Genomic DNA, 24,584 nt, shown 5'->3' with positions numbered 1-24,584 from the left:
CCGATGTCCGAGAGCGATACGCCCCCGATTCTCATCGTCGACGATCAGGAGAAGCTCCTGCGGCTGATCGTGATGCTGATGACCCGCATCGGCTTCCCGGATGTCGAGGGCGTCACCAGCGCCCCCGAGGCGCTGGAGCGGATGCGGCAGCGCCGCTACGCCCTGGTGATCTCCGATCTGGACATGGAGCCGATGGACGGGATCAGCCTGCTGCGCGAGATCCGCGCCGACGACACGCTGATGAACACGCCCTTCATGCTCACCGAGTCGTCCTTCGACTTCGAGGACATCAACCTCGCCCACCAGGCGGGCGCGGACGCCTTCATCCTCAAGCCGTTCGACATGGCGGTGCTGAAGACCAAGCTGAAGCAGGTGCTCAACCGCAAGCCGCGCAAGCGCGAGGCGCCGATCGCGTCCGAATCGACCCTGAGCGTCGAATTTCCGATGCTCGGGAAGTTCTGAGGCCGCGCCGCCCCCGCGAGGGCCGCGAAGAGACCCAGGGCGGCGGGGCCTCACCGAAGGTCGGGATCCCCCGGATCGCTACGCGGCGCCCGCGAAGACGAGCCGGCGCCGCAACGCGTCACCCCGCCCGCTTCTGGTAATCCTTCACGTCGGTGAAGCGCACGGCCGGGTAGCGCTCCTCCTCGTAGCGGAGCGAGAAGGCCGTGGTCGCCATGAAGACCGGGGCGCCGTCGAGGTCCTTGGCCATGGCCGAGCCGTGCGAGTCGATGAACTTGTCGAGCTCGGCCTCTGAATCGGACGACACCCAGCGGCAGACCGAGAAGCGCGAGGTCTCGTAATCGACCGGCAGGCCGTACTCGGCCTGGAGACGCTCCTTCAGCACGTCGAGCTGCAGAGCGCCGACAACGCCGACGATCGCCTGGCTGCCGTCCTGCGGCACGAAGACCTGGACGACGCCCTCCTCGCCCATCTGCTGGAGCGCCTCGCGCAGCTTCTTGGCCTTCATGGCGTCGGTGAGCTTGATCCGGCGCAGGATCTCCGGCGCGAAGCTCGGCACACCGCGGAACACGATGTCCTCGCCCTCGGTGAGCGTGTCGCCGATGCGCAAGGTACCGTGGTTCGGGATGCCGACCACGTCGCCGGCATAGGCCTCGTCGGCGATGGCCCTGTCCTGCGCGAAGAAGAACTGCGGCGCCGAGAGCGAGATCGGCTTGCCGGTGCGCACCAGCCGGGCCTTCATGCCCCGGTTGAGCTTGCCCGAGCAGACCCGCATGAAGGCGATGCGGTCCCGGTGGTTCGGGTCCATGTTCGCCTGGATCTTGAACACGAAGCCGGTCATGCGCGGCTCGGTCGGCTCGACGAGCCGCTTGTCCGCGTCCTGGCCGCGGGGCGGCGGCGCAACCTTGGCGAGACCGTCGATCAGGTCGCGCACGCCGAAATTGCGCAGTGCCGAGCCGAAAAAGACCGGCGTCAGGTGACCCTCGCGGAACGCGTCGAGGTCGAACGGCTTCAGCCCGCCCTCGGCGAGTTCCACCTCTCCGCGCCACGCGTCGGCCGCGCCGTCCTCGGTGAGCAGTTCGTCGAACAGCGTGTCGCCGGGGCCCGAGACCGGGACCATCCCGGCATCCTCGGCCGCGTCGAGCCGGCGCACGCGGTTGCCGCCGAGCTCGTAGGTCCCGGAGAAGTTGCGACCGGTACCGATCGGCCACGTGACCGGGGCGACGTCGAGCGCCAGCGTATTCTCGATCTCGTCGAGCAGCTCGAACGGGTCGCGGGCCTCGCGGTCGAGCTTGTTGATGAAGGTGACGATCGGGATGTCGCGCAGGCGGCAGACCTCGAACAGTTTCCGCGTGCGCGCCTCGATGCCCTTCGCGGCGTCGATGACCATGACGGCCGAATCGACCGCCGTCAGCGTCCGGTAGGTGTCCTCCGAGAAATCCTCGTGGCCGGGCGTGTCGAGCAGGTTGAAGACGCAGTCGCCGTACTCGAAGGTCATCACCGAGGTGACCACCGAGATGCCGCGCTCCTTCTCGATGCCCATCCAGTCGGAGCGGGTCGAGACCCGGTTGCGCTTGGCCTTCACCTCGCCGGCGAGCTGGATCGCGCCCCCGAACAGCAGCAGCTTCTCGGTGAGCGTGGTCTTGCCCGCGTCGGGGTGGGAGATGATCGCGAAGGTGCGCCGCCGCGACACCGGATCGGCCGGCCTCGCCTCGGTCTTGGTCTGCATCAGCATGGAGCGAACGCCCTGGGTCGGCGGAACGTGGTGGTGCGCGGCGCGGCACTCGCGCGGTCTCAGGATCGTGTAGCGGCAAGCCCCGATATTGGCAAAGACGGCGGCAGAATCGGGCCGCCTTTCAGGCACCGTACAGGGGGGCGGCACCACGCTTCCCCGGCCGATCCCCGCTCCGCGAGGCCCCGATGTCGCGCGCCGCACCACGCTGCTGTCTGGTCACCGCCCTGCTGCTCGCCGCGGCGGGCCCTGCGCCCCGCGCGGCCGAGGCGCCGCAGCGCGCCGCGGCCGACGCCGCCTTCCTGGATGCCCTGACCTGGGGCGCCACGCCGTCGGCCTTCGCGCGGCTCACCGCGGAGGGGCGGGCCCGCTGGCTCACCGCGCAGCTCCACCCGCCGGCCGAATCGCGCCTGCCGCCCGCCGCCCAGGCGCAGGTCGACGCGCTGACCCCGCCGGGGAGCCTGTTCGAGCGGGCCCAGGCCCTCAACGCGCAGGCCAAGGCCGCCAAGGACATCGCCGATCCCGAGGCCAGGAAGGCCGCGCAGCAGGCTTTCCAGGCGGCGCTCAACACGGCCGCGCGGAACGCCGCCTCCGTCTGGGTGCTGCGGGCGCTCTACAGCCCCGACCAGTTGCGCGAGCGGCTGACGTGGTTCTGGTTCAACCGGTTCAACGTTCACCAGGGGAAGTCGACCCTGCGTGCCGCCGTGGGCGACTACCTCGACACGGCGATCCGCCCGCACGTGCTCGGGCACTTCCGCGACCTGCTGATGGCGAGCCTGCGCCACCCGGCGATGCTCCGCTACCTCGACAACGACTCCAACGCGGCGGGCCGCCCGAACGAGAACTACGCCCGGGAGATCATGGAGCTGCACACGATGGGCGTGGGCTCCGGCTACACGCAGGGCGACGTCGAGGCGCTGGCGCGGATCCTGAGCGGCGTCGGCCTCGACATGAAGCCCGAGACCCCGAAGCTCCGCCCCGAGCACGCCGCCGATTTCCGCCGGGACGGCCTGTTCGCGTTCAACCCGGACCGGCACGATTACGGCGACAAGGTCTTCCTCGGCACGCGCATCCGGGGCCGCGGCTGGGCCGAGGTCGAGGAGGCGGTCGACCTGATCGCCCGCAACCCCGCCACCGCGACCAACGTCTCCCGGGCGCTGGCGACCTACTTCCTCGGTCAGCCGCCCGACGACGCGCTCGTCGCCCGGCTCGCCGCCGTCTTCACGCGGACCGACGGCGACATCGCCGCCGTGATGGAGGCGCTGGTGCGCGAGCCGGCCCTCGCGGCCGGGCGCGCCGGCGCCTTCAAGGACCCGGTCCGCTACGTCTTCTCGGCCCTGCGCATGGCCTACGACGAGCGCGTCATCCGCAACGCCGGCCCGGTGCTCGGCTGGCTGAACCGCCTCGGCGAGGGCCTGTTCAACCGCTCAACGCCGGACGGCTACCCCCTCGATGCGGCCGCCTGGACCGGGCCGGGACAGCTCGCGACGCGGTTCGAGGTCGCCCGGCAGATCGGGTCCGGCTCGGCCGGCCTGTTCAAGCCGGCGCTGCCCGATCAGCCCGAGGAGCCGGCCTTCCCGGTGCTCGCGAACGGGCTCTACTTCGCGGCGTTGTCCGGCACCCTGTCGGCGGCGACGCGGGCGGCCCTCGCACAGGCCGTCTCGCCGCAGGACTGGAACACCCTCTACCTCGCCTCGCCGGAGTTCATGCGATGACCCGTCGCGACCTGATCCGCGCCGCCGCGGCCCTCGGCCTGTCGACGGTGGCCGGCCGCGTCTGGGCCGCCCCGAAGGCCGACGCGCGCCTCCTCGTGGTGTTCCTGCGCGGCGCCTACGACGCCGCCAACGTGGTGATCCCGACCGGCAGCGACTTCTACTACCGGTCGCGGCCGAACCTCGCGATCGCCAAGCCCGACGCGTCGGACCCGAGGGCGGCGCTGGCGCTCGACGCCGACTGGAGCCTGCACCCGGCGCTGCGCGAGACGCTCCTGCCGCTCTACGCCAGGGGCCAGGCCGCCTTCGTGCCGTTCGCCGGCACCGACGACCTGACCCGGAGCCATTTCGAGACGCAGGACACGATCGAGATGGGCCAGACGGTCGGGGCCGCCCGCGACTACAATTCCGGCTTCATGGCCCGGCTCGCCGCGGAGCTGACGCGGGTCCGGCCGATCGCCTTCACCGACCAGATGCCGCTGATCTTCCGGGGCGGCGAGACGGTGCCCAACATCGCCATCAACGGCGTCGGCAAGCCCGGCATCGACGACCGGCAGGCCCGCCTGATCGCCGCCATGTACAGCGACACCAAGCTGGCCGCCGCCGTGACCGAGGGGTTCCGGGTGCGCGACGCGGTCTACCACACGATCTCGGACCATGCCGGCCAGGCCGACCGCGGGGCGGTCTCGCCCAAGGGCTTCGAGCTGTCGGCCCGGCGGATCGGCCGCCTGATGCGCGAGAATTTCAACCTCGGCTTCGTGGATGTCGGCGGCTGGGACACCCACGTGAACCAGGGCGCCGGCACCGGCTACCTCGCCGACCGGCTCGGCGAGCTGGGGCGCGGCCTCGCGGGCTTCGCCGAGGAGATCGGGCCGGGCTGGTCCGACACGGTGGTGGTCGTGCTGTCGGAGTTCGGGCGCACCTTCCGGGAGAACGGCAGCCGCGGCACCGACCACGGGCACGGCAGCGTCTACTGGATCCTCGGCGGCGGGGTGCGCGGCGGCCGGATCGCGGGGCCGCAGGTGCGGACCGACGAGGCGCACCTGTTCCAGAACCGGGACTATCCCGTACTCACCGACTATCGCGGGCTGCTGGGCGGCCTGATCCGGCGGCTCTACGGGCTCGACCCGGCGAGCCTGCGGCGGGTCTTCCCGAGCGCGGACCCGGCGGATCTGGCGCTGCTGTAGGGGGCGAACCGCGGCCTCGCGCGGTTCCATTCCTCTCGAGCCCGGGTTTCCGATCCCTCCGTCATCGCGAGCGCACGTCGCGCCAGCGTACTCACACCGCTGAGGGAAACCCGGCACCGGCGCGCGAAACACCTCCGGTGCGGCTCCGAACCGCTGTGTCCAGCGGCTCAGGCCGCCGCGGCCGCCAGCGCGCGCAGGTCGCCGACCAGCTCGTCGACCCGCTCGGGCCGGGCATCCCAGGCGAACATGAAGCGCGCGCCTCCGCCGATGAAGGTGTAGAATCGCCAGCCCCGGGCGCGCAGGCCCTCCATCGTGGCCGCGGGCATCGTCAGGAAGACCGCGTTCGCCTCGACGGGAAACAGCGCCCGCACGCCCGGCAGCCCGGCGACCGCCTCGGCGAAGCGCCGGGCGCAGGCGTTGCCGTGGGCCGCGTTCCTGAGCCACGCGCCGCTCTCCAGCATGCCGACCCAGGGCGCCGCGAGGAAGCGCATCTTCGAGGCCAGCTGTCCGGCCTGCTTGCAGCGGTAGCCGAAATCCTCGGCGAGCGCGGCGTCGAAGAACACCACCGCCTCGCCGGCATGCATGCCGTTCTTGGTCCCGCCGAAGCACAGCACGTCGATGCCCGACCGCCACGTCATGTCGGCCGGGCTGCAGCCGAGACTCGCGCAGGCGTTGGCGAAGCGCGACCCGTCCATGTGCAGGGCGAGGCCCAGCTCCCGGCAGGTCGCCGACAGGGCCCGCAGCTCGGCGAGGCTGTAGACCTGCCCGGTCTCGGTGGGCTGCGTGATCGTCACCACGCGCGGCCGCGGGAAGTGGATGTCGCTGCGGTTCTGGGCGAGCCCGCGGATCGCCTCCGGCGTGAGCTTGCCGCCCTCCGTCCGGACGGTCAGCAGCTTCGAGCCGTTCGAGAAGAATTCCGGCGCGCCGCACTCGTCGGTCTCGACATGGGCCGAGTCGGCGCAGATCACGCTGTGGTAGGACTGGCACAACGCCGCCAGGGCCAGCGCGTTGGCGGCCGTGCCGTTGAAGGCGAAGAACACCTCGCACGGGGTCTCGAACAGGTCCCGGAACGCGTCGGCCGCCCGGGCAGTCCAGGCGTCCTCGCCGTAGGCCGGGGCGTGGCCGCGATTGGCCGCCTCCATCGCCGTCCAGGCCTCCGGGCAGATGCCGGAATAGTTGTCGCTGGCGAATTGCTGCGAGTCGTCGTGTCTCATCCGCGCAACCTAGCACGGCGCAGGCGCAGATGGATCGCGCGGACAGGTTGGAACTGGTGCGCGCTTGGTGTAATAGCCCCGTCAAGGCGTGAGCTCCACGCCGATTCGGAAACCGACGTTCCCGTCCCTCCCGGGTTCTCACCGGGCGAGGGACGTTGCCGGTTTCCAGATCGGCGGCGGGCCACGTGAACCCAGATATCCAGGTCCAGAGGATCAAGTCCGTTGCAGGTACTCGTTCGCGACAACAACGTCGATCAAGCGCTCCGCGTCCTCAAGAAGAAGATGCAGCGCGAGGGCATCTTCCGCGAGATGAAGCAGCGCAAGGCTTATGAGAAGCCGTCCGTGCGCAAGGCTCGCGAGAAGGCCGAGGCCGTCCGCCGCGCCCGCAAGCAGGCCCGCAAGACCGCGATCCGCGAGGGCCTGATCGCCGCGCCGAAGCCGAAGCCCCGCTTCCCCGCCGGCGGCCGCCGTCCCGGCTTCCCGTCGCCGTCCGCCGCGCAGGGCCAGGGTGGCAACGCCGCCGGCCAGACCCCGGTCAGCCCGGCCCCCGCCGCCTGAGCGACATCTCTCCGGTCACGAGAAAGCCCGGCCTGCGCGCGCAGGCCGGGCTTTTTCTTTGGGTTGCGTCGCGGCCGGATGGAGGCGCCCGGTCACGCGAGCCGCGTGTGGCGCGGGGTCCCCTCTCCCGCACGGGAGAGGGGGCATGGCGCGGCTGTCTCGAACCGGGTCACCCTTCCGACCCGCGGCGACACGAGCCGGAACAGCTCGAGGTCCCGGCGCCGCAGCCGGGCGGCGATCGGGTCGCAGCGCTCGCGATGACGTGAAGGGGGTCGGCCGGCGCGCGCTCGGGCCGCCAGCTCAGGCCGCCTTGGCCGCCAGCTCAGGCCGCCTTGGCCGCCATGGTGGCGTGCTCGGCCTGGACCAGCACGTCGAGGGCCCGCCAGGGCTTCTGCATGTAGACCGCCTGGTCCGGGAGCCGCGCGTCCCGGCTCGCGCCGGAGGTGACGACCACGCGCACGTCCGGCCAGCGCCGCTTCACCGCCTGGGCGAGCGACACTCCGTCCATGGCACCGGGCAGGCGCACGTCGGCGAAGAGAAGCGCCACCGTCACGTCCGCGCGCTCCAGCACCGAGAGCGCCGCCTCCGCGCTCTCGCAGGCGATCACGCCGAGGTCGGTCTCCTCGAGCACCGCCGTCGCGAGATCGCGCACAGCCGCGTCGTCCTCCACGACGAGCGCCACGGGGGCGGAACTATCGGGCGTTGCGCGATCCATTAAAGTCTCCTGATGCCGGTGCCTTGCCCCGCGTCGGGCGGTCGCCTGTAGGGCGAACTTCTGATTCCCCGATTCGGCCATGCTGATCCTTCATGAGGCGGCTCACAAGAGTCGCCTCGCTCGGACGGCGAATGCCTGCCCTGCGGACAGACGGCCCCAATTTCATGCGGAACGCACGAAAATGGCGCAGTTTCCGGGCGGTTAAGAAACTGTTCACCGGAGTGGACCGACTGTTAACGTCCTGCGACCGAACGTCCCCACCCGCGCGGGGGCGTCTCGCCGGACCGAACGCGGCCCAGAGCTGAAGGATCATCGTCCGACATGTGCCGTTTCCTCGCCTACAGCGGTGAGCCGGTCTTCCTCTCCGACCTCGTCTGCGCGCCGACCCACTCGCTGGTGCACCAGTCGCTGCACGCCGACGAAGGGAAGACCGAGACCAACGGCGACGGCTTCGGCATCGGATGGTACGCGGAGCGGCCCGAGCCGGGTGTCTATCGCGATATCTCCCCGGCCTGGTCCGACGAGAACTTGGTGAACCTCTGCGGGCAGGTGCGGGCGCGGACCTTCTTCGCCCACGTGCGCGCCTCGACCGGGACGGCCACCGCCCGGGCCAACTGCCATCCCTTCGTGTACGGACGCCACCTGTTCATGCACAACGGCCAGATCGGCGGCTACCACCGGATCAAGCGGCGCCTGGAGGCGCTGATCCCGGATTCCTACTACGACCACCGCCGCGGCAGCACCGACTCGGAGGCGATCTTCCTCCTGGCCCTCGCCAACGGCCTGGAGGCGGATCCCGTCGGCGCGATGGCGCGGACGCTGAAGACCGTCCGTGAGCTGATGGAGGCGGCGAATGTCTGCGAGCCGCTGCGCTTCACCGCGCTGCTCACGGACGGCGAGACGCTGACCGCCTATCGCTGGGCCTGCGACGGCCGTCCGCCGAGCCTGTACTACCGCGAGGGGCCGGGCGGCATCGTGGTGGTCTCGGAGCCGATCGACGGCTGCCGCGAGGGCTGGCGGGTGGTCCCCAAGGGCGCGACCCTGCGCGCCCGCCACGGCACCGCGACCCTCGTCGAGGCGCCGGAGCCCGCCCGCGCCGCCGCCTGAATACAGTCGGCGCCAGCCATGCCGCCGCGGGGATTGCCGGGGCGCGCCACATCGCCACATTCCGCCTGCGGCCGATGGTGCGGCCGAGCGGGAATCGACCGATGTATCCGGATACCGAGCTTCACATCGCCGGGCGCTGGCGCGCGGGTGCCGACCGGGACACCCTGGGGGTCCTGAACCCCGCCACGGGCGAGACGATCGGCCAGTGCGCGGTCGCCACCACGGCGGATCTCGACGAGGCCCTGGCGGCGGCCGCACGCGCCTTCCCGGCCTGGCGCAAAGTCGCCCCCTTCGAGCGCGCCAAGGTGATGCGCAAGGCGGCCGACCTGCTGCGCGCCCGCGTCGAGGAGATCGCCCGGATCATGACCCTGGAACAGGGCAAGCCCCTGGCCGAGTCGCGGATCGAGACCCTGGCCGCGGCGGACATCATCGACTGGTTCGCCGAGGAGGGTAAGCGCGCCTACGGCCGCGTCATCCCGGGCCGCGCCGACGGCGTGCTGCAGGCCGTGGTGCGCGAGGCGGTCGGCCCCGTGGCCTGCTTCACGCCCTGGAACTTCCCGATCAATCAGGCGGTCCGCAAGATCTCGGCGGCGCTCTGCACCGGCTGCACGGTGATCCTGAAGGGTCCCGAGGACACGCCGGCGAGCTGCGCTGCCCTGGTCCGCGCCTTCCTGGATGCCGGCATTCCGGGCGACGCGCTCTCGCTGGTCTACGGGGATCCCGAGGCCATCTCGACCTACCTGATCCCGCACCCGGTGATCCGGAAGATCTCGTTCACCGGCTCGACGGTCGTCGGCAAGAAGCTCGCGGCGCTCGCGGGCGAGCACATGAAGCGCGCCACGATGGAGCTCGGCGGCCACGCCCCCGCGATCGTGTTCGGCGACGCCGATGTGGAGAAGGCGGTGGCCGTCCTGGCCCCCTCGAAGTTCCGCAATGCCGGCCAGGTCTGCGTCTCGCCGACCCGGTTCCTCGTGCACGACTCGGTCTTCGACCGCTTCGTCGAGGGCTTCACCACCTTCGCCAAGTCGGTGAAGGTCGGCGACGGGCTCGATCCCGAGACCAAGATGGGCCCGCTGGTCCATGGGCGGCGCCTCGACGCCGTCACGGCGCTGGCGGCGGACGCCGAGTCGAGCGGCGCGACGCTGCGCGCCGGCGGCAAGCGCATCGGCAACCAGGGCAACTTCTTCGAGCCGACGGTCTTCACCGAGGTGCCGCTGACCGCCCGGATCATGAACGAGGAGCCCTTCGGTCCCCTGGCGATGATCAACCGGTTCTCCGACGACGAGGAGGCGCTCACCGAGGCGAACCGCCTGCCCTACGGGCTCGCGGCCTACGCCTACACCCGGTCCGCCGAGCGGGCGGCGCGGGTGTCGAACGCGGTCGAGAGCGGCATGATCTCGATCAACCACCACGGCCTCGCCCTGCCGGAGACCCCGTTCGGCGGCGTCAAGGATTCGGGCTACGGCAGCGAGGGCGGCCCGGAGGCCCTCGACGCCTACCTGGTCACCAAGTTCGTCACGCAGGCGAATTTCTGACGTCTCGGCCGGTGCGCCGCGGCGCACCGGCCCCTCCCCTCAGTAGTGCGGCGGCGGCGGCTCCGGCCCCCGCGGCGCCGCCCGGGCAGCCGCCTCCTCCACCTGCTCCCGCAGCAGGTCCAGCTGCCGGACGAGCCGGTCGATCACGCGCCACTGCTCGGTCACGGTCCGGTTCAGATCCTCGATCGTCGCGTCCTGCTCGGTGAGGCGCATCTCCAGACGATCGATCCGTGTGGCCTCGTCCATGTCGGGTCTCCCGTCAGTGCCGTGCCGCGAATCGGCCTCGATCGCGTCGTGCCGCCGGCTCTCGGCCCCCTCCTAGCGCAGGCCGCGAGCCGGGCAACCGGGGCGGCAGCGCCCAGGCATGACCGGCCGCACAATCCCGGCCACGCGACAGAGAGCTGCAATATCCCGCGATCGACCGGGCATGATATATACGTCGACACGGATCGACGCCCGCGAAAATACATTTCTCTACAATCGATATAGGCTAGACAGACTTCCACGGTCGCGCGACCGCTCGCACCCCGGCGAGAACATGCCATTGACGGATTTTTAAGCGCGTCCCCCTATGATCGTCACCACTCTACAGATCAGGCGGGCACAGGCTCCGATGGCGATGTTTGGTTCACGCGACGACGCCCTGCTCGCGGCGATCGACCGGACGATGGCGCGGGTCGAGTTCGACCTCGACGGCACCGTCACCGACGCGAACGCGCTGTTCCTCGACCTTCTGGGCTACACGCTCGACGAGGTGCGCGGCCAGCACCACCGGGTGTTCGTTCCGGAGGACGACCGCGCGGGCCAGGACTACGCCGCGTTCTGGGACCGGCTGCGCGCCGGCCAGCACGAGGCCCGCGCCTTCCGCCGCGTCGCGAAGTCCGGCGAGGTCGTCTGGATCCAGGGCTCGTACAACCCGATCCTCGACCGGCGCGGCCGGCCGACCAAGGTCGTCAAGCTCGCCACCGACATCACCGAGGAGCGCGCCCGCAACGCCCGCCACGCCGGTCAGATCGCGGCGCTCGACCGCTCACAGGCGGTGATCACCTTCGCCCTCGACGGGACGATCACGGACGCCAACGCCAACTTCCTGTCCACCATGGGTTACACCCTCGAGGAGATCTGCGGGCGGCATCACCGGATGTTCCTGCCGCAGGCCGAGGCGGCGAGCGCCGGCTACGCGGCGTTCTGGGCCGCCCTCGGCAACGGCGAGTATCAGGCCGGCGAGTTCCGGCGGATCGGGAAGGGCGGCCGCACCGTCTGGATCTTCGGCGCCTACAACCCGATCCTCGACGCCGACGGCAGGCCCTGCGCCGTCGTCAAGTTCGCCACCGACGTCACCCGTCAGGTCGAGGATCGGCAGCGCCGGGCCGAGGGCCAGCGCGCCATCGACGCCGACATCGCGGCGATCCGCGACTCGATGAGCCGGGTTGTCAGGCAGGCCGACGACACCGCCGAGTCTTCGAGCCAGACCGCGCGGAACGTCGAGGCGGTCGCCGCCGGCTCCGAGGAATTCGCCGCCTCCATCGAGGAGCTGAGCCGCCACGCCCTGCAGGCGAAATCGTCGGTGGACCTCGTCGTCACCCGCGCCGAGGAGGCGGGGGCGATCGTCGTGGGCCTGACCGGTGCCGCCGACCGGATCGGGGCGGCGGTGAGCCTGATCCGCTCCATCGCCGACCAGACGAATCTCCTCGCGCTGAACGCCACCATCGAGGCGGCCCGCGCCGGGGTCGCCGGCAAGGGCTTCGCCGTCGTCGCCGCCGAGGTGAAGGCGCTCGCCGAGCAGACCGCCAAGGCGACCGGCGAGATCGGCACCCAGATCGCCGCCGTGCAGGCCGAGACCTCCCGGGCCGTGGCGGCGATCGACGGGATCGGCGCCACGATCGAGCAGCTCAGCGCGATCTCCCTGAGCGTGTCGTCCGCCGTCACCGAGCAGGCCGCGGTGACCCGCGACATGACCGAGAACATGCAGTCCGCCGCGCAGAGCGTCGCCGCCGTCCACGCCGCCATGGCGGAGATCGCGGCCTCGGCGGGCGTGGTCGACGCCTCGGTCCGCAAGGTCTCGGAAGCCGCCCGCGCCCTCGCGTGAGCGGCCCGCGCCCGCCTCAGGCGGCGCGGGTCGCGGCGGGCTCCGCCACGGCGACCCGGTCGCGCCCGCCGTTCTTGGCGACGTAGAGGGCGGTGTCGGCCCGCCGCATCAGCGCGTCGAACGCGATGCCGGCGCGGGCCTGCGCGATCCCGATGCTGACGCTGACGCGCAGAGCCGGAAGCTCGGGGATGCTGAGCTGCGCGAAGGTCTGGCGCAGCTCCTCGGCCCGGGCCAGGGCCTCGGCGGGCGACACGTCCGGCAGCAGGCAGGCGAATTCCTCCCCGCCCAGGCGGCCCAGCAGAGCCTCGCGGGGCAGCAGGGTCATCGCCATGGTGCAGAAGCCGACGAGGACCGCGTCGCCGACCCCGTGACCGAAGCGGTCGTTGACGGCCTTGAACCGGTCGAGATCGAACAGCAGCAGGGCGGCGTCGCCGTGCCGCGCGATCGCGGCCTCGGCGGCCTGCGCGAAGGCCCGGCGGTTGCGCACGCCCGTGAGCGCGTCCGTGGAGGCGGCGATGCGCTGCTCGCGCTCGGCCCGCTCCTTGACCAGCGCCATGAAGGTGAAGGCCGAGGCGATCGAGAACATGAGGGTGACGAAGCACAGGATCGCCACCCAGGGCGACGCGAGCGGGCTGAGACCCGGCTGCGGCGGCGCCACCAGCGTCGCGGGGATCCGCACGACGTAGAAGGTGCCGTGCAGCCCCAGGATGGCGGCGGCGGCGAACCGGGAGGCGAGCCGCTCGGCGCGACCGCGCCAGATCTCCGCGGTCGCCGCGCAGCAGTAGAGCGCCGCCACCGCCGAGGCGTAGATGATGCGGGCCTCGATCGACGCGTAGAAGGTCGGGATCAGGCACAGGACGCACCAGCCCAGGGCGCCGGCCGTCGCGATACCCAGCCGCGGCTCGCGGTGCTCGAACGAGCGGACGCCGCTCCAGATGAGACCGTAGGCAGCGAGCACCACGGCGTTGGCCAAGCCCACAGAGATCAGGTCGGGGATCTGATTGCGCAGCGCGAGGCCGGCCGATCCGGCCGCGCCCACGAGATGCGCCGCACCCCAGTAGGCGAGCACGCGCGACTCGGGCGCCTGCCGCCACGAGGCCATGAACAGCGTGCCGACCAGGAAGGTCGTCGCCGCGCTGACGACCAGCAGGGTGGCGGGATCAAGCTGCACGGACGACTGTCAATCCTCGACCCGGACGTCGGCGCCGTCCCCGCCCCGCATCGCAGTCTGGCCGAGCAACGATCCGGGCCTCGGCACGATAACACTCTATCCAAGAGGAAGCCACAATAAGCTAGATTAGAATTCCAACACGGGACAAAGGTGCTAGTACACCGGCATATTCGTCCCAGAGTCTAGCGGGGCTCTTGCGCAGATTTCGGCGACGCCGCCCGGCTCTGACCTTGGCCTGCCCCCTCCCCGCACGGTCCTGAGACGCCGGGGTCGGACAGGCCATCACCGTGCCGGCGTCTCCCGCAGATCGAGCCGCGGCGCTCCGACACGCCGCCAGCGAGCCGGAACCTTAGACGTGTTCCGTCGGTCAGGCGCGGTGGACCACCGGGACCGCGGGCGCGCCCTCCCACTCGGTGTTGGCGGGGATCGACTCGCCCTTCATGACGATGGTGAGCGGCCGCAGGCGGGCGTAATCCCCGACCTTCGTGTCGTACAGCACGGTCGAGAACGCGCCGACCGAGACGCCGCGCCCGACGACGACGCGGCCGATCTTCATGATCCGGTCCTCGTAGAGGTGGGTCTGCAGCGCGGAGACGCGGTTGATCGTGGCGTAGTCGCCGATGGTGACGCAGTCGAACTCGGTGATGTCGGTCGTGAGCATGCACACGCCCTTGCCGACCTTCACGCCGAACAGCCGCAGCACCCAGGGGAGGAAGGGCGTGCCCTGGAGGTGTTCGAGCAGCACCTTGCCGGCGAGGCCCCAGTAGGCCACCGCGATCGCCTCGGTGCGCATCGCCCACCACGACCACATCGGCTGCATGCCGGGCTTGTAGACGCCCATCAGCAGCCACTTCATGGCGATGACCGCCGAGGACTGGATCAGCGCGATGGCGACGCTCGCCCCGACGAAGCTGTAGGCCAGCCCCCACCAGTCCTGCTCCAGGATGGCCGGGTAGAAATACCAGTCGATCGCCGTGATCGCGAGGGTGATGTAGAGCATCGGCGAGAACGAGGTCGCGAAGGCCTCGAAGACGCCGCGCCGGATCTTCGGCCACGCGCCGGGCTCGTAGGTCTGGGCAGTCGAGCCGAGATCGACCTTCTGGCGGGCCGGCAGCCGGATCGGCGGCGAGCCGAACCACGTCTCGCCCGGGCTCATCGCGGCGTTCTCGGGCGGCTTCGACTTGATCCCGATGAGCACGTCGTCGGGGATGACGGCGCCCGGCGGCACCACCGCGTCGTTGCCGACGAAGACCCGCGCCCCGGTGCGGGTCGGCTCCAGGTGCATCCAGCCGCGCCGGATCTCCTCCTCGCCGTACACCACCTCGTCGGCGACGAAGTTCTTCGCGCCGACCTCGGCGAGGTCGTAGCGGCCCGCGAGGTTGGTCGAGATCTCGGCACCGTGGCCCATATTGGCGCCCATCAGCCGGTACCACGCCCGCATGTAGACGGTCGCGAACAGCGACGAGAGCGTCTCCAGCGTCACCTCGACCGCGAGGGCCAGCGACCATTTCCGCAGGTAGAACAGCGAGTGGACCGAGTAGGTGCCGGACCGCGTCCGCGGCAGCACGATCCAGCGGATGCCGGCGATCAGCAGCACCGTGCCGGCGGTCATCAGCATGGCGGTGGGCCACGTGAGGATCGGCAGGTACCAGTGGTAGTCGACGTCGGTGATGTCGGAGAGCGAGTCCGAGATCTGGTCGAAGATGAAGAAGGCCGGGAAGATCGGCAGCAGGCCGACCGCCGGGATGGCGCCGAGCAGCACGACGTAGGCCGCCAGGAAGGCCGCGCGGCGCGCGAAAGACGCCTCGGCGGGCGCGGGCAGGTCCGACGGCTCGGCCATGCCGACCTTGCGGCCGGGCGAGCCGTCCCAGCGCTCGGCCGCGCCGACCCGCGAGCCCGCCGGGATCGTGGTCAGGTCGGCGATCTCCGCCTGCGGGCCGATCACCGTGTCGTGGCTGATCACGCAGGAGGTCCCGACCGCCGCGTCCGCGCCGATCTCGGCCGTGCCGATGACCAGCTCGTTGCCGACGATCTCGGCGTTGGCGATGACGAGGCGGCCGCCCAGGGACGCGCCGTCGCCGATGGTCAGGAGGTCGGGCGCGCCGATCTCGATGTCGGAGATCAGGGTGTCGCGGCCGACATTGGCGCCCATGAGCCGCAGGTAGATCGCGATGGCCGGCGAGCCCTGCAGCCACTTCACGTGGACGAGGGGCGCCAGCCGCTGCGCGAGCCACCAGCGGTAGTAGTAGGTGCCCCAGAGCGGGTAACGGCCCGGCCTGGTCCGGCCGAGGATCAGCCACTTGCCGGCCACCGCCGCCACCGCGGTCACGCCGTTGATCGCCACGTAGACGAGGAGAAGCACCCCGAGCTCGGCGAAGAAGCTCAATCCCCCGCCGGTGAGCAGCAGGTAGGTCACGAACATGCCGAGCCACTGCGCGGTGGCCAGCGCGATCACGAAGGGTAGCGCGACGAGCTGCGCGAGGCCGCAGAGCGCCCGGCGCAGCAGCGGCGGCGGCTCGAAACTCAGGTCGCGCGTCGCGGCCCCGGCCCCCATCCCGCCCGTGCGGGCGATGAGCGCGTCGGCCATCGCCCGCACGGTGCGCAGGGCGTAGACGTCGGGCAGGGTGATACCGGCGAGCGGCGGATTCTCGCGCACCGCCGAGACGAAGCGGGCGGCCAGGAGCGAGTGGCCGCCGAGATCGGAGAAGAAGTCGCCCTCGAGAGCGATCGGCTGGTTGCCGAAGATCTGCTTGGCGGCCGCGACGAGGGCCGCCTCGGTCTCGTTGGCGGGCGGCTCCTGCTCGCCGTCCGCGGCGACCACGGTGAGCGGGGCGATCTTCAGCGCCTTGCGGTCGACCTTGCCGGAGGTCAGGCGCGGGAGCGTCTCGGCCACCTCGAAATGGCCGGGCACCATGTAGGGCGGCATCTGCCCGGCGAGCGTCCGGCGCAGGGCGGCGGCGTCGATGGACCGGCCCCGCTCCGGGATCAGGAAGGCCACGAGGCGGTCGACGCCGTCGTCCTGCCGGAGCACGACGGCGGCCTGGTTGATGTCGGGCACCGCGCGGATCCGGGACTCGATCTCGCCCAGCTCCACGCGGAAGCCGCGGATCTTCACCTGGTCGTCGATCCGGCCGTGGAACACGATCCGGCCCGCGGCATCGAGGGAGACCGCGTCGCCCGAACGGTACAGGACGGGGTCGGTCCCGTCCGACGCGAAGGGGTTGGCGATGAACTTCTCCGCCGTCAGCTCGGGACGGGCGAGGTAGCCCCGCGCGACGCCGGGACCGCCGATCAGCAGCTCGCCCTGCTGGTCGCGGCCGAGCAGGGAAAGGTCCTCGCCGGCGACGTAGACGGAGTAGTTCGGGATCGGGCCGCCGATCGTCACCGGCTCGCCGGGGCGCATCTCGGCCGCGGTCGCCACCACGGTGGCCTCCGTGGGCCCGTAGGTGTTGAACAGCTGGCGCCCGCCCGTCGCCCAGCGGGCGATCAGCGGCTCGGGCAGCGCCTCGCCGCCGAGCAGGACGAGGCGGACCCGCGGCAGGTCGCCGGAGATCATCGCCAGCAGCGTCGGGACGGTGTCGAGCACCGTGATGCCCTCGGCCTCCAGGATGCCGGGGAGCGATTCCAGGTCGCCCATCATGGCGGGACTCGCGACGAACAGGGTCGCGCCCACGAGGTACGGGACCCAGATCTCCTCCATCGAGAGGTCGAACGCCACCGAGGCGCCCTGGAAGACCACGTCGTCGGCGCGCATCCCGTAGAGGGCGTTCCCCGACCTCAGGAAGTGGCAGATGTTGGCGTGGCTGATGACGATGCCTTTGGGCACGCCGGTCGAGCCGGAGGTGTAGATCAGGTAGGCGGGGTGCTCGGGCGTCAGCCCGGCCGCGCGCGGGTCCGGCACCGGCGCGTCGGCGGGCGTTCCGGCGTCGAGGTCGGCGGGCGTCAACGCGGGCGCGGCGTCCGGCGCCGCGGCGGCGAGCGCCGGGGAGACGAGCAGCGCCTTCGCGCCCGCGTCGGTGAGGCAAACGCCTACCCGGTCGGCCGGCGCCTCGGCATCGAAGGGCAGCCACGCCGCCCCCGACATCGTGATCCCGATCTGCGCGACGAGGAGGTCCGGGCCGCGGGCCATCCACAGGCCGACGACGTCGCCGGGACCGATGCCGCGATGGACGAGGCCGGCGGCGATCCGGCCGGCCCGGGCGGCGACGTCCGCGTAGGTCAGGTGCGGGTGGACGCCCCCAGCCTCGACCCGGGCGCCGTCGACGAGGCAGGGATGGCCGGGCCGGGTCGCGGCCGAGTGCAGGAAGATCTCGGCCAGGACTTCGTCGCGGATCAGGTCGGGCCGGTGGTCGCCGCGCAGGATCGCCGCCGCGTTCCCGAGAGGCGCGGGCTCCCCGGCCGCCGGGCCGGGCCGGGTCTTCTCGGCGACGTCGCTCATCCGCTGCTCCGCTGGCCGGCCGCTCGAGCCGGCGCCTGTCCTGGCCGCCGCCCTATAGCCTGCCGATCATGCCGTTATCGAGGCGGCTTTGCACTGCGCCGGCGCACAGGATCAAGCCCAGCGCCAGCCACCGGGCTCGAGGATCAGGACCTCGCCCTGGCGGATGCCGAGGCGGGGCGCGGCGTAGATGTCGAGGTGGCCGAGGGCCACCAGGGCGGCCCGCGCGACGCCGCCATGGGCGACGATCACCGTGTCCCGCTCCAGGGCCGCGATCATCGGGCCGACGCGCTCGACGAGGCCGGCGTAGCTCTCGGCGCCGAGGCCGGGCGGGCGGTAGTGCCAGCGGTCGCGGTCGCGGCCGGCAGCCCCGGCCGGGTCGCGGCGCCGGATCTCCGCCCAGGTTGAGCCCTCCCAGCTGCCGAAGCCGATCTCCCGCAAGCGCGGATCGGTGCGGTACGCCTCCGGCGGCAGGCCGAGGGTCGCCCTGAGGATCTCCATGGTGCGCCGGGTGCGCTTGAGCGGGCTCGCGACGAACTCGGCCGCCGCCAGCGCCGGACCCGCCGCGGCGGCGAGGCGCTCCGCCACGGCGGCGGCCTGCGCCTCGCCCTGGGCGTTGAGGTCGGTGTCGCGCCCACCCTGGAGGCGTCCCTCGGCGTTCCAGGCGGTCTGGCCGTGCCGGATGAAGTAGATCGTACCCAACCTCTCAACCCCGTCCTGCACAGGCGTTCGGAACAGCCTGGATTACCGGCCGTTCTCGCCGTCGGTCGGCAATATCCGGAAACAGGTCCTGCCCCATGTCCAAGAAGCACGGCAAGCATCATCGCGGCCACAAACGCGATGACGGCATGACAGGTGAGGCCGATCTGCATGGCCCCACCGTGGATCACCGCCCGTCGACGGCCCGCTGGGCCGGCAGCGTCGACGCCGTGGCCGAGTCCGTCCCGGCGGCGCTCGGCCAGCACGGGCCGGTGCCGATCCGCCCCGCGCCGGGCATCGTGGCGGTGGAGCCGGGCGCGCCCGTCGATCTCGGCACGGTCGATCCCGACGATGTCGGCGGCCTCGACAAGGACTGGGCCAAGGACGCCCTCGCCACGGAGCGCGAGCGCATCGTCGCCCTCCAGGAACGCCTCTACGCCGAGCGCGCCCGGAGCCTGCTGCTGGTTTTCCAGGCGATCGACACCGGCGGCAAGGACGGCACGATCCGGTCGGTGCTCAAGGGGGTGAACCCGCAGGGCTGCGCCGTGGCCTCGTTCAAGGTGCCCTCGAGCGAGGAACTCGATCACGATTTCCTGTGGCGCTACCACGCCCGCGTGCCGGGGCGCGGCATGATCGGGGTGTTCAACCGCAGCCACTACGAGGACGTGCTCGTGGTGCGGGTAAAGGGCCTCGTGCCGGACGCCGTCTGGCAGAGCCGCTACGGCCGGATCAACGATTTCGAGCGCCTGCTCGTCGAATCGGGGACGACGGTCCTCAAGTTCTTCCTGCACATCTCCAAGGCGGAGCAGAAGAAGCGCCTGGAGGCCCGGATCGCCGACCCCGAGAAGCACTGGAAGTTCGACCCGGCCGACCTGGTCGAGCGGAAGTCCTGGGACGCCTACCAGCAGGCCTTCGCGGACGCCCTCGGCCGCTGCTCGACGGCCCGGGCGCCGTGGCTGGTGGTGCCGGCCAACCACAAGTGGTTCCGCAACTACGTGATTGCCCGGACCGTGGCGGATACGCTGGAGGCCATGGACCCGCGATTCCCCGAGGCCGCCAAGGGCATCGCGGATCTGACGGTTCCGGACTGAGGCGGGAGAGCCCGGGATGCTGGTGGTTCGGGAGGTCGCGGTCTCGGGCTACCGCTCGCTGCGGCGGATCAGCTTCCCGGTCGACGCGCTGTCGGTCTTCGTCGGGGGCAACGGCACCGGCAAGACCAACCTCTACCGGGCCCTGGAGCTTCTGCAGGCCGCCGCCCGGGGAACCCTGACCCGCGACCTCGCCGCCGAGGGCGGCATGGATTCGGCCCTCTGGGCCGGCCGCCGGCGGCAGGGCGAGGCCGCGCGGATCTGCCTGTCGGCGACCCTCCGCCACGACACGATCGCGCAGGATTTCGTCTACGCGGTCGAGATCGGGCTGGTGCAGCAGGTCGGCGGAACCACCTTCGGCGCCGCCTTCCGGAAGGAGCCGCAGGTCAAGACCGAGCGCCTGACGGTCCGCACCCGCGGCCGCACGGCCGTGATCCTCGATCGCGACGGGCGAAGCGGGTTCGTCCGCGACGCGGAGGGCCGGAAGCGCGCCCTCGGCGGGGACCTGCTGCCCACCGAGACCGCCCTCGGGAGCCTCCTCGACGCCACCGGCCATCCGGAGATCGCCGCGGTCCGCCTCGCCCTGACGGGGTGGCGCTTCCACCACGATTTCCGGACGGATGCCGAGTCGCCCCTGCGTCGCCCCTGCCTCGCGGTGACGACGCCGACGCTCGCGTCCGACGGCGCGGACCTCGCCGCCGTCTTCGCCACCCTGGCGCATATCCGGCAGGACACGACCGAGATCGACGCGGCCGTCGACGGAGCCTTCCCGGGCGCGGCGCTCGTCCTCCCGGAGCCCGGCCGTCACGCGAGCTTCGGCCTGCGCTTCCCCGACTTCCCCGCCCGGACCTTCGATCCGCCGGAACTGTCGGACGGCACCCTGCGCTACCTCGCCCTGACCGGAGCGCTGCTCGGCTACCGGCTGCCGCCGTTCATCGCGCTGAACGAGCCCGAGACCAGCCTGCATCCCGATCTCATGGATCCCCTGGCGCGGCTGATCGCGCGGGCCGCGGAGCGGACGCAGGTCTGGCTCGTGACGCATTCGCAGCGGCTGGCGGCGGGGATCGCGCAGCACGGCAACGTCCGGCCGCGCACCGTCATCAAGCGCGACGGCGAGACCTGGATCGACGGCCTCAAGCTCTCGGGGGAGTTCGACGAGGCGGACGAGGCGTGACGATGGTCAGCCTGGTCGCGCCGCCTTCCCCACGGGCGCGGCCGAGAGACCCGGGCGGAGGCGCCACGCAGGCCGTCGCGCCGTCGCAGATCACGGCGCCCCGGACGACCGAGGCCTCAATCCTTGTCGAGGGTGAGGTCCGGCGCCTCGGGGTTCTTCATGCCGACCACGTGGTAGCCGGCATCCACGTGGAGGATCTCGCCGGTCATCCCGGCCGCCATGTCGGAGACGAGGTAGGACGCGGTCTCGCCGACCTCGCCGATCGTCACGGTCCGGCGCAGGGGCGCGTTGTACTCGTTCCACTTCAGGATGTAGCGGAAATCGCCGATGCCCGAGGCGGCGAGGGTCTTGATCGGGCCGGCCGAGATCGCGTTGACCCGGATGTTCTTCGGTCCGAGATCGGCCGCGAGGTAGCGCACCGACGCCTCCAGCGCCGCCTTGGCGACGCCCATGACGTTGTAGTGCGGCATCCACTTCTCGGCGCCGTAATAGGTCAGCGTCACCAGTGAGCCGCCCGGGCGCATGATCTTCTCGGCGCGCTGGGCCACCGCGGTGAACGAGTAGCACGAGACCAGGAGCGACTTGGTAAAGTTGTCCTCGGAGGTCTCGATGTAGCGGCCCGTCAGCTCGTCCTTGTCGGAGAAGGCGACGCAGTGAACGACGAAGTCGATGCCGTCGGGGAAGACCTTCGCGGCCTCCGCGAAGACCGCGTCGATCGTGGCCGATTCGGTGACGTCGCAGTGCCCGATCACGTGGGCGTCGAGTTCCTTGGCGAGGGGCTCCACGCGCTTGCGCAGGGCGTCGCCCTGGTAGGTGAAGGCCAGTTCGGCCCCGTGGGCGCGGGCGCTGCGGGCGATGCCCCAGGCGATCGAGCGGTTGTTGGCGACCCCGAGGACGATGCCCCGCTTGCCCGCCAGAAGGCCCTGCCCGTGTTCCGCCATGATCGATCCCGAAGCCGCGCGACCCCTCTCGGGGCCGGGGGGCCTCCTTAGCGGAGGCGGCCCGGCGACGGAAGTCCGGGACGCCACCGAGCGCGGTCAGGCGCGCCCCGAAGGCTGTTCCCGCCCGTCAGGCCGCATTGGTGGCCCGGCGGCCGCGGGCGAATTCGGTCAGGGCCGCGTCCTCGCCCTCCGGCAGGACGATCGCCGTGGTGGCGAACAGGTCCCCGCGGGTGCCGTCCTTCTTCGGCAGCCCCTTGCCGCGGAGGCGGAAGGTCCGGCCGGAACTCGTCATTGCCGGAATCTTCATCTCGACGGCACCGGTGAGCGTCGGCACGCGGATCGTGCCGCCGAGCACGGCATCCTCCAGCGGAACGTCGACGCCGGTGCGCAGGTCGGCCCCCTCGACGGTGAACCGCGGGTGCGGCCGGATCCGGATGGTCAGCAGGGCGTCGCCCGGTTCGGCCCGGGGCCCGCCGCTCTGGCCGAGGCCGCGCAGCCGGATGGTCTGGCCGTCGACCACGCCGCGGGGAATGACGACGTCGACCTCACGGCCCGTGGGCAGAGCGAGACGCAGCTTCTCCTCGCTGGCGACCTGCTCCAGCGTCACCAGCAGCTCCGCGGCGACGTCCTCGCCCTTGGCCGCCTGGCGCTGGCCGCCCGGACCGGCGCCGCCGGCGCGGAACGCCTCGCCGAAGATGTGCGAGAAGATGTCCTCGCCCATGCCGCCGCCTATGCCGCCGCCGCGCTGGGCGCGCGCCATGTTCTCGAAGTCGAAATTGCCCCCGCGTCCGCCGCCGAAGCCTCCGAATCCCTCGAAGCCGGTCGCGCGCGGCTTGCCCTCGGCGTCGATCTCGCCGCGGTCGAACTGCTTGCGCTTCTCGGCGTCGCCCAGGATCTCGTAGGCCGAGTTCGCCTCGGCGAACCGGTCCTTGGCCTTCGCGTCGTTCTTGTTGCGGTCGGGGTGGAAGTCCTTGGCGAGCTTGCGATAGGCCTTCTTGATCTCGGCCTCGCTCGCCCCCTTGGCCACGCCCAGCACGTCGTAGGGATTGCGCATGGATCTCTTGGCTGTGCGGTTGGCTGTGCGATGTGGGTTCGCGACCGGGATGTGGGATGGATGTTGCATCCCTGCAACGGTCCTGGCGGCGAAAGTCTGCGGGTTCGTGCCGAACGTCAAGCGGCCGGTCTCGCCGCGGCTCCGCGCCGGCCCTATCGTCGGACCCGGCGCGCAGCGGCGCCTCCGGCGCGACGGCACCGGGGGCCGCACCCGCCCATGTCATCCGGGGCCGGAGAGCCGATGCACTACGCCTGCGACCACCTCCACCTGCGCAGCCGCGATGCCGTCGCGGCCGCTTCCTTCTACGTCGAGACGTTCGGGGCCCGGGAGGTGAAGCGCGTCGGCGCGGACCCCGTGCAGCGGGTCGTGCTCGACCTCGGCGGCCTCGCCGTCTTCATCGAGCAGGCCCCGGATGAGATCGCGCCGGCGACCGCCACGCCCTGTCTCGGGATCGAGCATGTCGGGCTGCGCGTCGCCGACATCGAGGCCGCGATGGCCGATCTCATCGCCCGGGGCGTGACGGTGCGGACCGGCATCACGGCGCGCGGTCCCGACCTGCGGATCGCTTTCGTGGAGGGACCCGACGGCGCGCTGATCGAGATCCTGGAGCGGAAGCCCGCCTGATGGCGCCGAGAGCCGGCCGCCGCCGCGCCCTGGCCGCGGCGCTGATCGCGTTGCTGGCGGCGTCCGGCGGGGCGGCGGCGCGCCCGTTCACGGACGCGGCCGGCCGCACGGTCGAGCTCCCCGAGCGGGTCGGGCGGGTGCTCGCCGCGGGACCGCCCGCCGCGGTGCTGCTCTACACCCTGGCGCCCGACCTGATGGCCGGATGGGTGAGCGCCCCGCATCCCGCGGCGATGCCCTTCCTCGAGCCCCGGACCCGCGCGCTCCCCGCCTACGGCCGCCTCACCGGGCGCGGCGGGACCGCGAATGTCGAGGCGGTGCTCGCCGCCAAGCCCGACCTGATCGTGGATTCGGGCAGCCTCGGGCCGACCTACGCGTCGCTCGCCGACCGGGTCCAGGCCCAGACCGGGATCCCCTACATCCTGCTGGACGGCAGCCTCGCGAAGACCCCGGAAGCCTATCGGCAGCTCGGCGCGGCCCTGGGCCGTCAGTCCGACGCGGACGCCCTGGCGGCGGAGGCCCAGCGTCTCGCCGACACGGTGGAGCGCGCCGTCGCGGCGGTCCCGGAGGAGAAGCGGCCCCGGGTCTACTACGCGCGCGGGCCGCGCGGGCTGGAGACGGGGTTCGCCGGATCGATCAACACCGAGCTGGTCGAGGTCGCCGGCGGCCGCAACGTCGCGCAGGACGGTGGCGGCCGCCTCGGCAACGTCTCGCCCGAGCAGGTTCTCGCCTGGAATCCGGACGTGATCGTCACCCTCGATCCGGCCTTCGCGGCCGGGCTGAGCGCCGACCCGCTGTGGCGGGACGTCCGGGCCGTACGGAGCGGGCGGGTCTACGTGGCGCCGCTCCAGCCGTTCCCGTGGTTCGACGCGCCGCCGGGGGTCAACCGGCTGATCGGCCTGCGCTGGCTCGCGGCCCGGCTCCATCCGGACCTGTTCCCGCAGCCGATGCCCGACGTGGCGCGCGCCTTCTACAGTCGCTTCTACCACGTCGACCTTGATGCCGGTCAGGTCGCCGCTCTCCTCGCCCCGACGCCGGGCGCTCGGCCGAGCTCGACACCGGGCTCGTCCCCGGGCCCGGCCCGGTGAGCCGC

General features: G+C 71.8%; 20 protein-coding genes. 11 read left to right on the top strand and 9 right to left on the bottom strand.

Annotated elements, in window-relative coordinates:
* Positions 1-3 precede the first annotated feature (3 nt).
* Positions 4-462, top strand: coding sequence for a response regulator (locus J3A75_RS02070; protein ID WP_012322429.1), 459 nt, complete (start codon positions 4-6; stop codon positions 460-462).
* Between the two features lie 118 nt (positions 463-580).
* Here the strand turns inward: J3A75_RS02070 and J3A75_RS02065 are convergent, their stop codons facing one another.
* Entirely contained in the window at positions 581-2,194 is a 1,614-nt protein-coding gene (locus J3A75_RS02065; RefSeq protein ID WP_071000591.1) for a peptide chain release factor 3, read from the bottom strand.
* A gap of 185 nt (positions 2,195-2,379) precedes the next feature.
* Here J3A75_RS02065 and J3A75_RS02060 point away from each other — a divergent pair, with 185 nt between their 5' ends.
* Together J3A75_RS02060 and J3A75_RS02055 are read left to right on the top strand one after the other, a co-directional pair.
* On the top strand, positions 2,380-3,906 hold the full coding sequence (locus J3A75_RS02060; protein ID WP_071000590.1) for a DUF1800 domain-containing protein: 1,527 nt from the start codon (positions 2,380-2,382) through the stop codon (positions 3,904-3,906).
* Positions 3,903-5,090, top strand: a complete 1,188-nt coding sequence (locus tag J3A75_RS02055; RefSeq protein ID WP_029359720.1) for a DUF1501 domain-containing protein — start codon at positions 3,903-3,905, stop codon at positions 5,088-5,090. The genes J3A75_RS02060 and J3A75_RS02055 overlap by 4 nt, the downstream gene beginning before the upstream one ends.
* 167 nt (positions 5,091-5,257) lie before the next feature.
* Here J3A75_RS02055 and J3A75_RS02050 read toward each other — a convergent pair whose 3' ends face one another.
* Positions 5,258-6,304 carry a threonine aldolase family protein gene (locus tag J3A75_RS02050; RefSeq protein ID WP_012322425.1) on the bottom strand — a complete coding sequence of 349 codons (1,047 nt, stop codon included), beginning with the start codon at positions 6,302-6,304 and terminating at the stop codon, positions 5,258-5,260.
* Positions 6,305-6,526: 222 nt separating this feature from the next.
* On the opposite strand from J3A75_RS02050, the gene rpsU reads away from it, so the two are divergent.
* Positions 6,527-6,862, top strand: a complete 336-nt coding sequence (gene rpsU, locus J3A75_RS02045; protein WP_012322424.1) for a 30S ribosomal protein S21 — start codon at positions 6,527-6,529, stop codon at positions 6,860-6,862.
* Positions 6,863-7,184: 322 nt separating this feature from the next.
* Here the strand turns inward: rpsU and J3A75_RS02040 are convergent, their stop codons facing one another.
* Positions 7,185-7,577, bottom strand: a complete 393-nt coding sequence (locus J3A75_RS02040) for a response regulator (RefSeq protein ID WP_012322423.1) — start codon at positions 7,575-7,577, stop codon at positions 7,185-7,187.
* A gap of 321 nt (positions 7,578-7,898) precedes the next feature.
* Here J3A75_RS02040 and J3A75_RS02035 point away from each other — a divergent pair, with 321 nt between their 5' ends.
* On the top strand, positions 7,899-8,684 hold the full coding sequence (locus tag J3A75_RS02035; protein ID WP_012322422.1) for a class II glutamine amidotransferase: 786 nt from the start codon (positions 7,899-7,901) through the stop codon (positions 8,682-8,684).
* Positions 8,685-8,785: 101 nt separating this feature from the next.
* Positions 8,786-10,219: an NAD-dependent succinate-semialdehyde dehydrogenase gene (locus J3A75_RS02030; RefSeq protein ID WP_209649658.1), complete on the top strand. Its 1,434-nt coding sequence runs from the start codon at positions 8,786-8,788 to the stop codon at positions 10,217-10,219.
* A 39-nt stretch (positions 10,220-10,258) separates the two neighbouring features.
* Here J3A75_RS02030 and J3A75_RS02025 read toward each other — a convergent pair whose 3' ends face one another.
* Complete coding sequence (locus J3A75_RS02025; RefSeq protein ID WP_012322420.1) at positions 10,259-10,465, bottom strand: SlyX family protein; 207 nt, start codon at positions 10,463-10,465, stop codon at positions 10,259-10,261.
* A gap of 367 nt (positions 10,466-10,832) precedes the next feature.
* Between J3A75_RS02025 and J3A75_RS02020 the strand changes: the two genes are divergently transcribed.
* Entirely contained in the window at positions 10,833-12,308 is a 1,476-nt protein-coding gene (locus J3A75_RS02020) for a PAS domain S-box protein (RefSeq protein ID WP_071000588.1), read from the top strand.
* A 16-nt stretch (positions 12,309-12,324) separates the two neighbouring features.
* Here the strand turns inward: J3A75_RS02020 and J3A75_RS02015 are convergent, their stop codons facing one another.
* The 3 genes from J3A75_RS02015 to J3A75_RS02005 all read right to left on the bottom strand — a co-directional run bounded on the left by J3A75_RS02015 (position 12,325) and on the right by J3A75_RS02005 (position 18,616).
* Positions 12,325-13,479 (bottom strand): sensor domain-containing diguanylate cyclase, encoded by a 1,155-nt coding sequence (locus J3A75_RS02015; protein ID WP_024828037.1) that lies wholly within the window; start codon positions 13,477-13,479, stop codon positions 12,325-12,327.
* A 367-nt stretch (positions 13,480-13,846) separates the two neighbouring features.
* Positions 13,847-17,917 (bottom strand): Pls/PosA family non-ribosomal peptide synthetase, encoded by a 4,071-nt coding sequence (locus tag J3A75_RS02010; protein WP_071000587.1) that lies wholly within the window; start codon positions 17,915-17,917, stop codon positions 13,847-13,849.
* Between the two features lie 111 nt (positions 17,918-18,028).
* Entirely contained in the window at positions 18,029-18,616 is a 588-nt protein-coding gene (locus J3A75_RS02005) for a histidine phosphatase family protein (RefSeq protein WP_012322416.1), read from the bottom strand.
* Positions 18,617-18,711: 95 nt separating this feature from the next.
* On the opposite strand from J3A75_RS02005, the gene J3A75_RS02000 reads away from it, so the two are divergent.
* Together J3A75_RS02000 and J3A75_RS01995 are read left to right on the top strand one after the other, a co-directional pair.
* Complete coding sequence (locus J3A75_RS02000; protein WP_024828040.1) at positions 18,712-19,704, top strand: polyphosphate kinase 2 family protein; 993 nt, start codon at positions 18,712-18,714, stop codon at positions 19,702-19,704.
* A gap of 16 nt (positions 19,705-19,720) precedes the next feature.
* A complete protein-coding gene (locus J3A75_RS01995; RefSeq protein WP_059409450.1) occupies positions 19,721-20,875 on the top strand; it encodes an AAA family ATPase in 1,155 nt (384 codons plus the stop codon).
* A 116-nt stretch (positions 20,876-20,991) separates the two neighbouring features.
* Here J3A75_RS01995 and fabI read toward each other — a convergent pair whose 3' ends face one another.
* Both fabI and J3A75_RS01985 read right to left on the bottom strand, forming a co-directional pair.
* On the bottom strand, positions 20,992-21,816 hold the full coding sequence (gene fabI, locus J3A75_RS01990; protein WP_012322413.1) for an enoyl-ACP reductase FabI: 825 nt from the start codon (positions 21,814-21,816) through the stop codon (positions 20,992-20,994).
* Between the two features lie 127 nt (positions 21,817-21,943).
* Positions 21,944-22,870, bottom strand: a complete 927-nt coding sequence (locus J3A75_RS01985) for a DnaJ C-terminal domain-containing protein (RefSeq protein WP_209649656.1) — start codon at positions 22,868-22,870, stop codon at positions 21,944-21,946.
* 240 nt (positions 22,871-23,110) lie between these two features.
* Between J3A75_RS01985 and J3A75_RS01980 the strand changes: the two genes are divergently transcribed.
* Positions 23,111-23,494: a VOC family protein gene (locus J3A75_RS01980; RefSeq protein WP_012322411.1), complete on the top strand. Its 384-nt coding sequence runs from the start codon at positions 23,111-23,113 to the stop codon at positions 23,492-23,494.
* Positions 23,494-24,579, top strand: coding sequence for an ABC transporter substrate-binding protein (locus J3A75_RS01975; RefSeq protein WP_024828042.1), 1,086 nt, complete (start codon positions 23,494-23,496; stop codon positions 24,577-24,579). Before J3A75_RS01980 ends, J3A75_RS01975 begins: the two co-directional genes overlap by 1 nt.
* Positions 24,580-24,584 lie beyond the last annotated feature (5 nt).

The sequence above is a fragment of the Methylobacterium sp. PvP105 genome (assembly GCF_017876975.1).
GTDB lineage: Bacteria > Pseudomonadota > Alphaproteobacteria > Rhizobiales > Beijerinckiaceae > Methylobacterium > Methylobacterium radiotolerans.
The sequence above is the reverse complement of the archived record's forward strand: the minus strand, read 5'-3'. Positions and strand labels throughout refer to the sequence as shown.

Coding starts and splice junctions, on each gene's coding strand:
- J3A75_RS02070 (WP_012322429.1), top strand. CDS start 4: ATGTCCGAGAGCGATACGCCCCCGATTCTCATCGTCGACGATCAGGAG.
- J3A75_RS02065 (WP_071000591.1), bottom strand. CDS start 2,194: ATGCTGATGCAGACCAAGACCGAGGCGAGGCCGGCCGATCCGGTGTCG.
- J3A75_RS02060 (WP_071000590.1), top strand. CDS start 2,380: ATGTCGCGCGCCGCACCACGCTGCTGTCTGGTCACCGCCCTGCTGCTC.
- J3A75_RS02055 (WP_029359720.1), top strand. CDS start 3,903: ATGACCCGTCGCGACCTGATCCGCGCCGCCGCGGCCCTCGGCCTGTCG.
- J3A75_RS02050 (WP_012322425.1), bottom strand. CDS start 6,304: ATGAGACACGACGACTCGCAGCAATTCGCCAGCGACAACTATTCCGGC.
- J3A75_RS02040 (WP_012322423.1), bottom strand. CDS start 7,577: ATGGATCGCGCAACGCCCGATAGTTCCGCCCCCGTGGCGCTCGTCGTG.
- J3A75_RS02035 (WP_012322422.1), top strand. CDS start 7,899: ATGTGCCGTTTCCTCGCCTACAGCGGTGAGCCGGTCTTCCTCTCCGAC.
- J3A75_RS02030 (WP_209649658.1), top strand. CDS start 8,786: ATGTATCCGGATACCGAGCTTCACATCGCCGGGCGCTGGCGCGCGGGT.
- J3A75_RS02025 (WP_012322420.1), bottom strand. CDS start 10,465: ATGGACGAGGCCACACGGATCGATCGTCTGGAGATGCGCCTCACCGAG.
- J3A75_RS02020 (WP_071000588.1), top strand. CDS start 10,833: ATGGCGATGTTTGGTTCACGCGACGACGCCCTGCTCGCGGCGATCGAC.
- J3A75_RS02010 (WP_071000587.1), bottom strand. CDS start 17,917: ATGAGCGACGTCGCCGAGAAGACCCGGCCCGGCCCGGCGGCCGGGGAG.
- J3A75_RS02000 (WP_024828040.1), top strand. CDS start 18,712: ATGTCCAAGAAGCACGGCAAGCATCATCGCGGCCACAAACGCGATGAC.
- J3A75_RS01995 (WP_059409450.1), top strand. CDS start 19,721: ATGCTGGTGGTTCGGGAGGTCGCGGTCTCGGGCTACCGCTCGCTGCGG.
- fabI (WP_012322413.1), bottom strand. CDS start 21,816: ATGGCGGAACACGGGCAGGGCCTTCTGGCGGGCAAGCGGGGCATCGTC.
- J3A75_RS01985 (WP_209649656.1), bottom strand. CDS start 22,870: ATGCGCAATCCCTACGACGTGCTGGGCGTGGCCAAGGGGGCGAGCGAG.
- J3A75_RS01980 (WP_012322411.1), top strand. CDS start 23,111: ATGCACTACGCCTGCGACCACCTCCACCTGCGCAGCCGCGATGCCGTC.
- J3A75_RS01975 (WP_024828042.1), top strand. CDS start 23,494: ATGGCGCCGAGAGCCGGCCGCCGCCGCGCCCTGGCCGCGGCGCTGATC.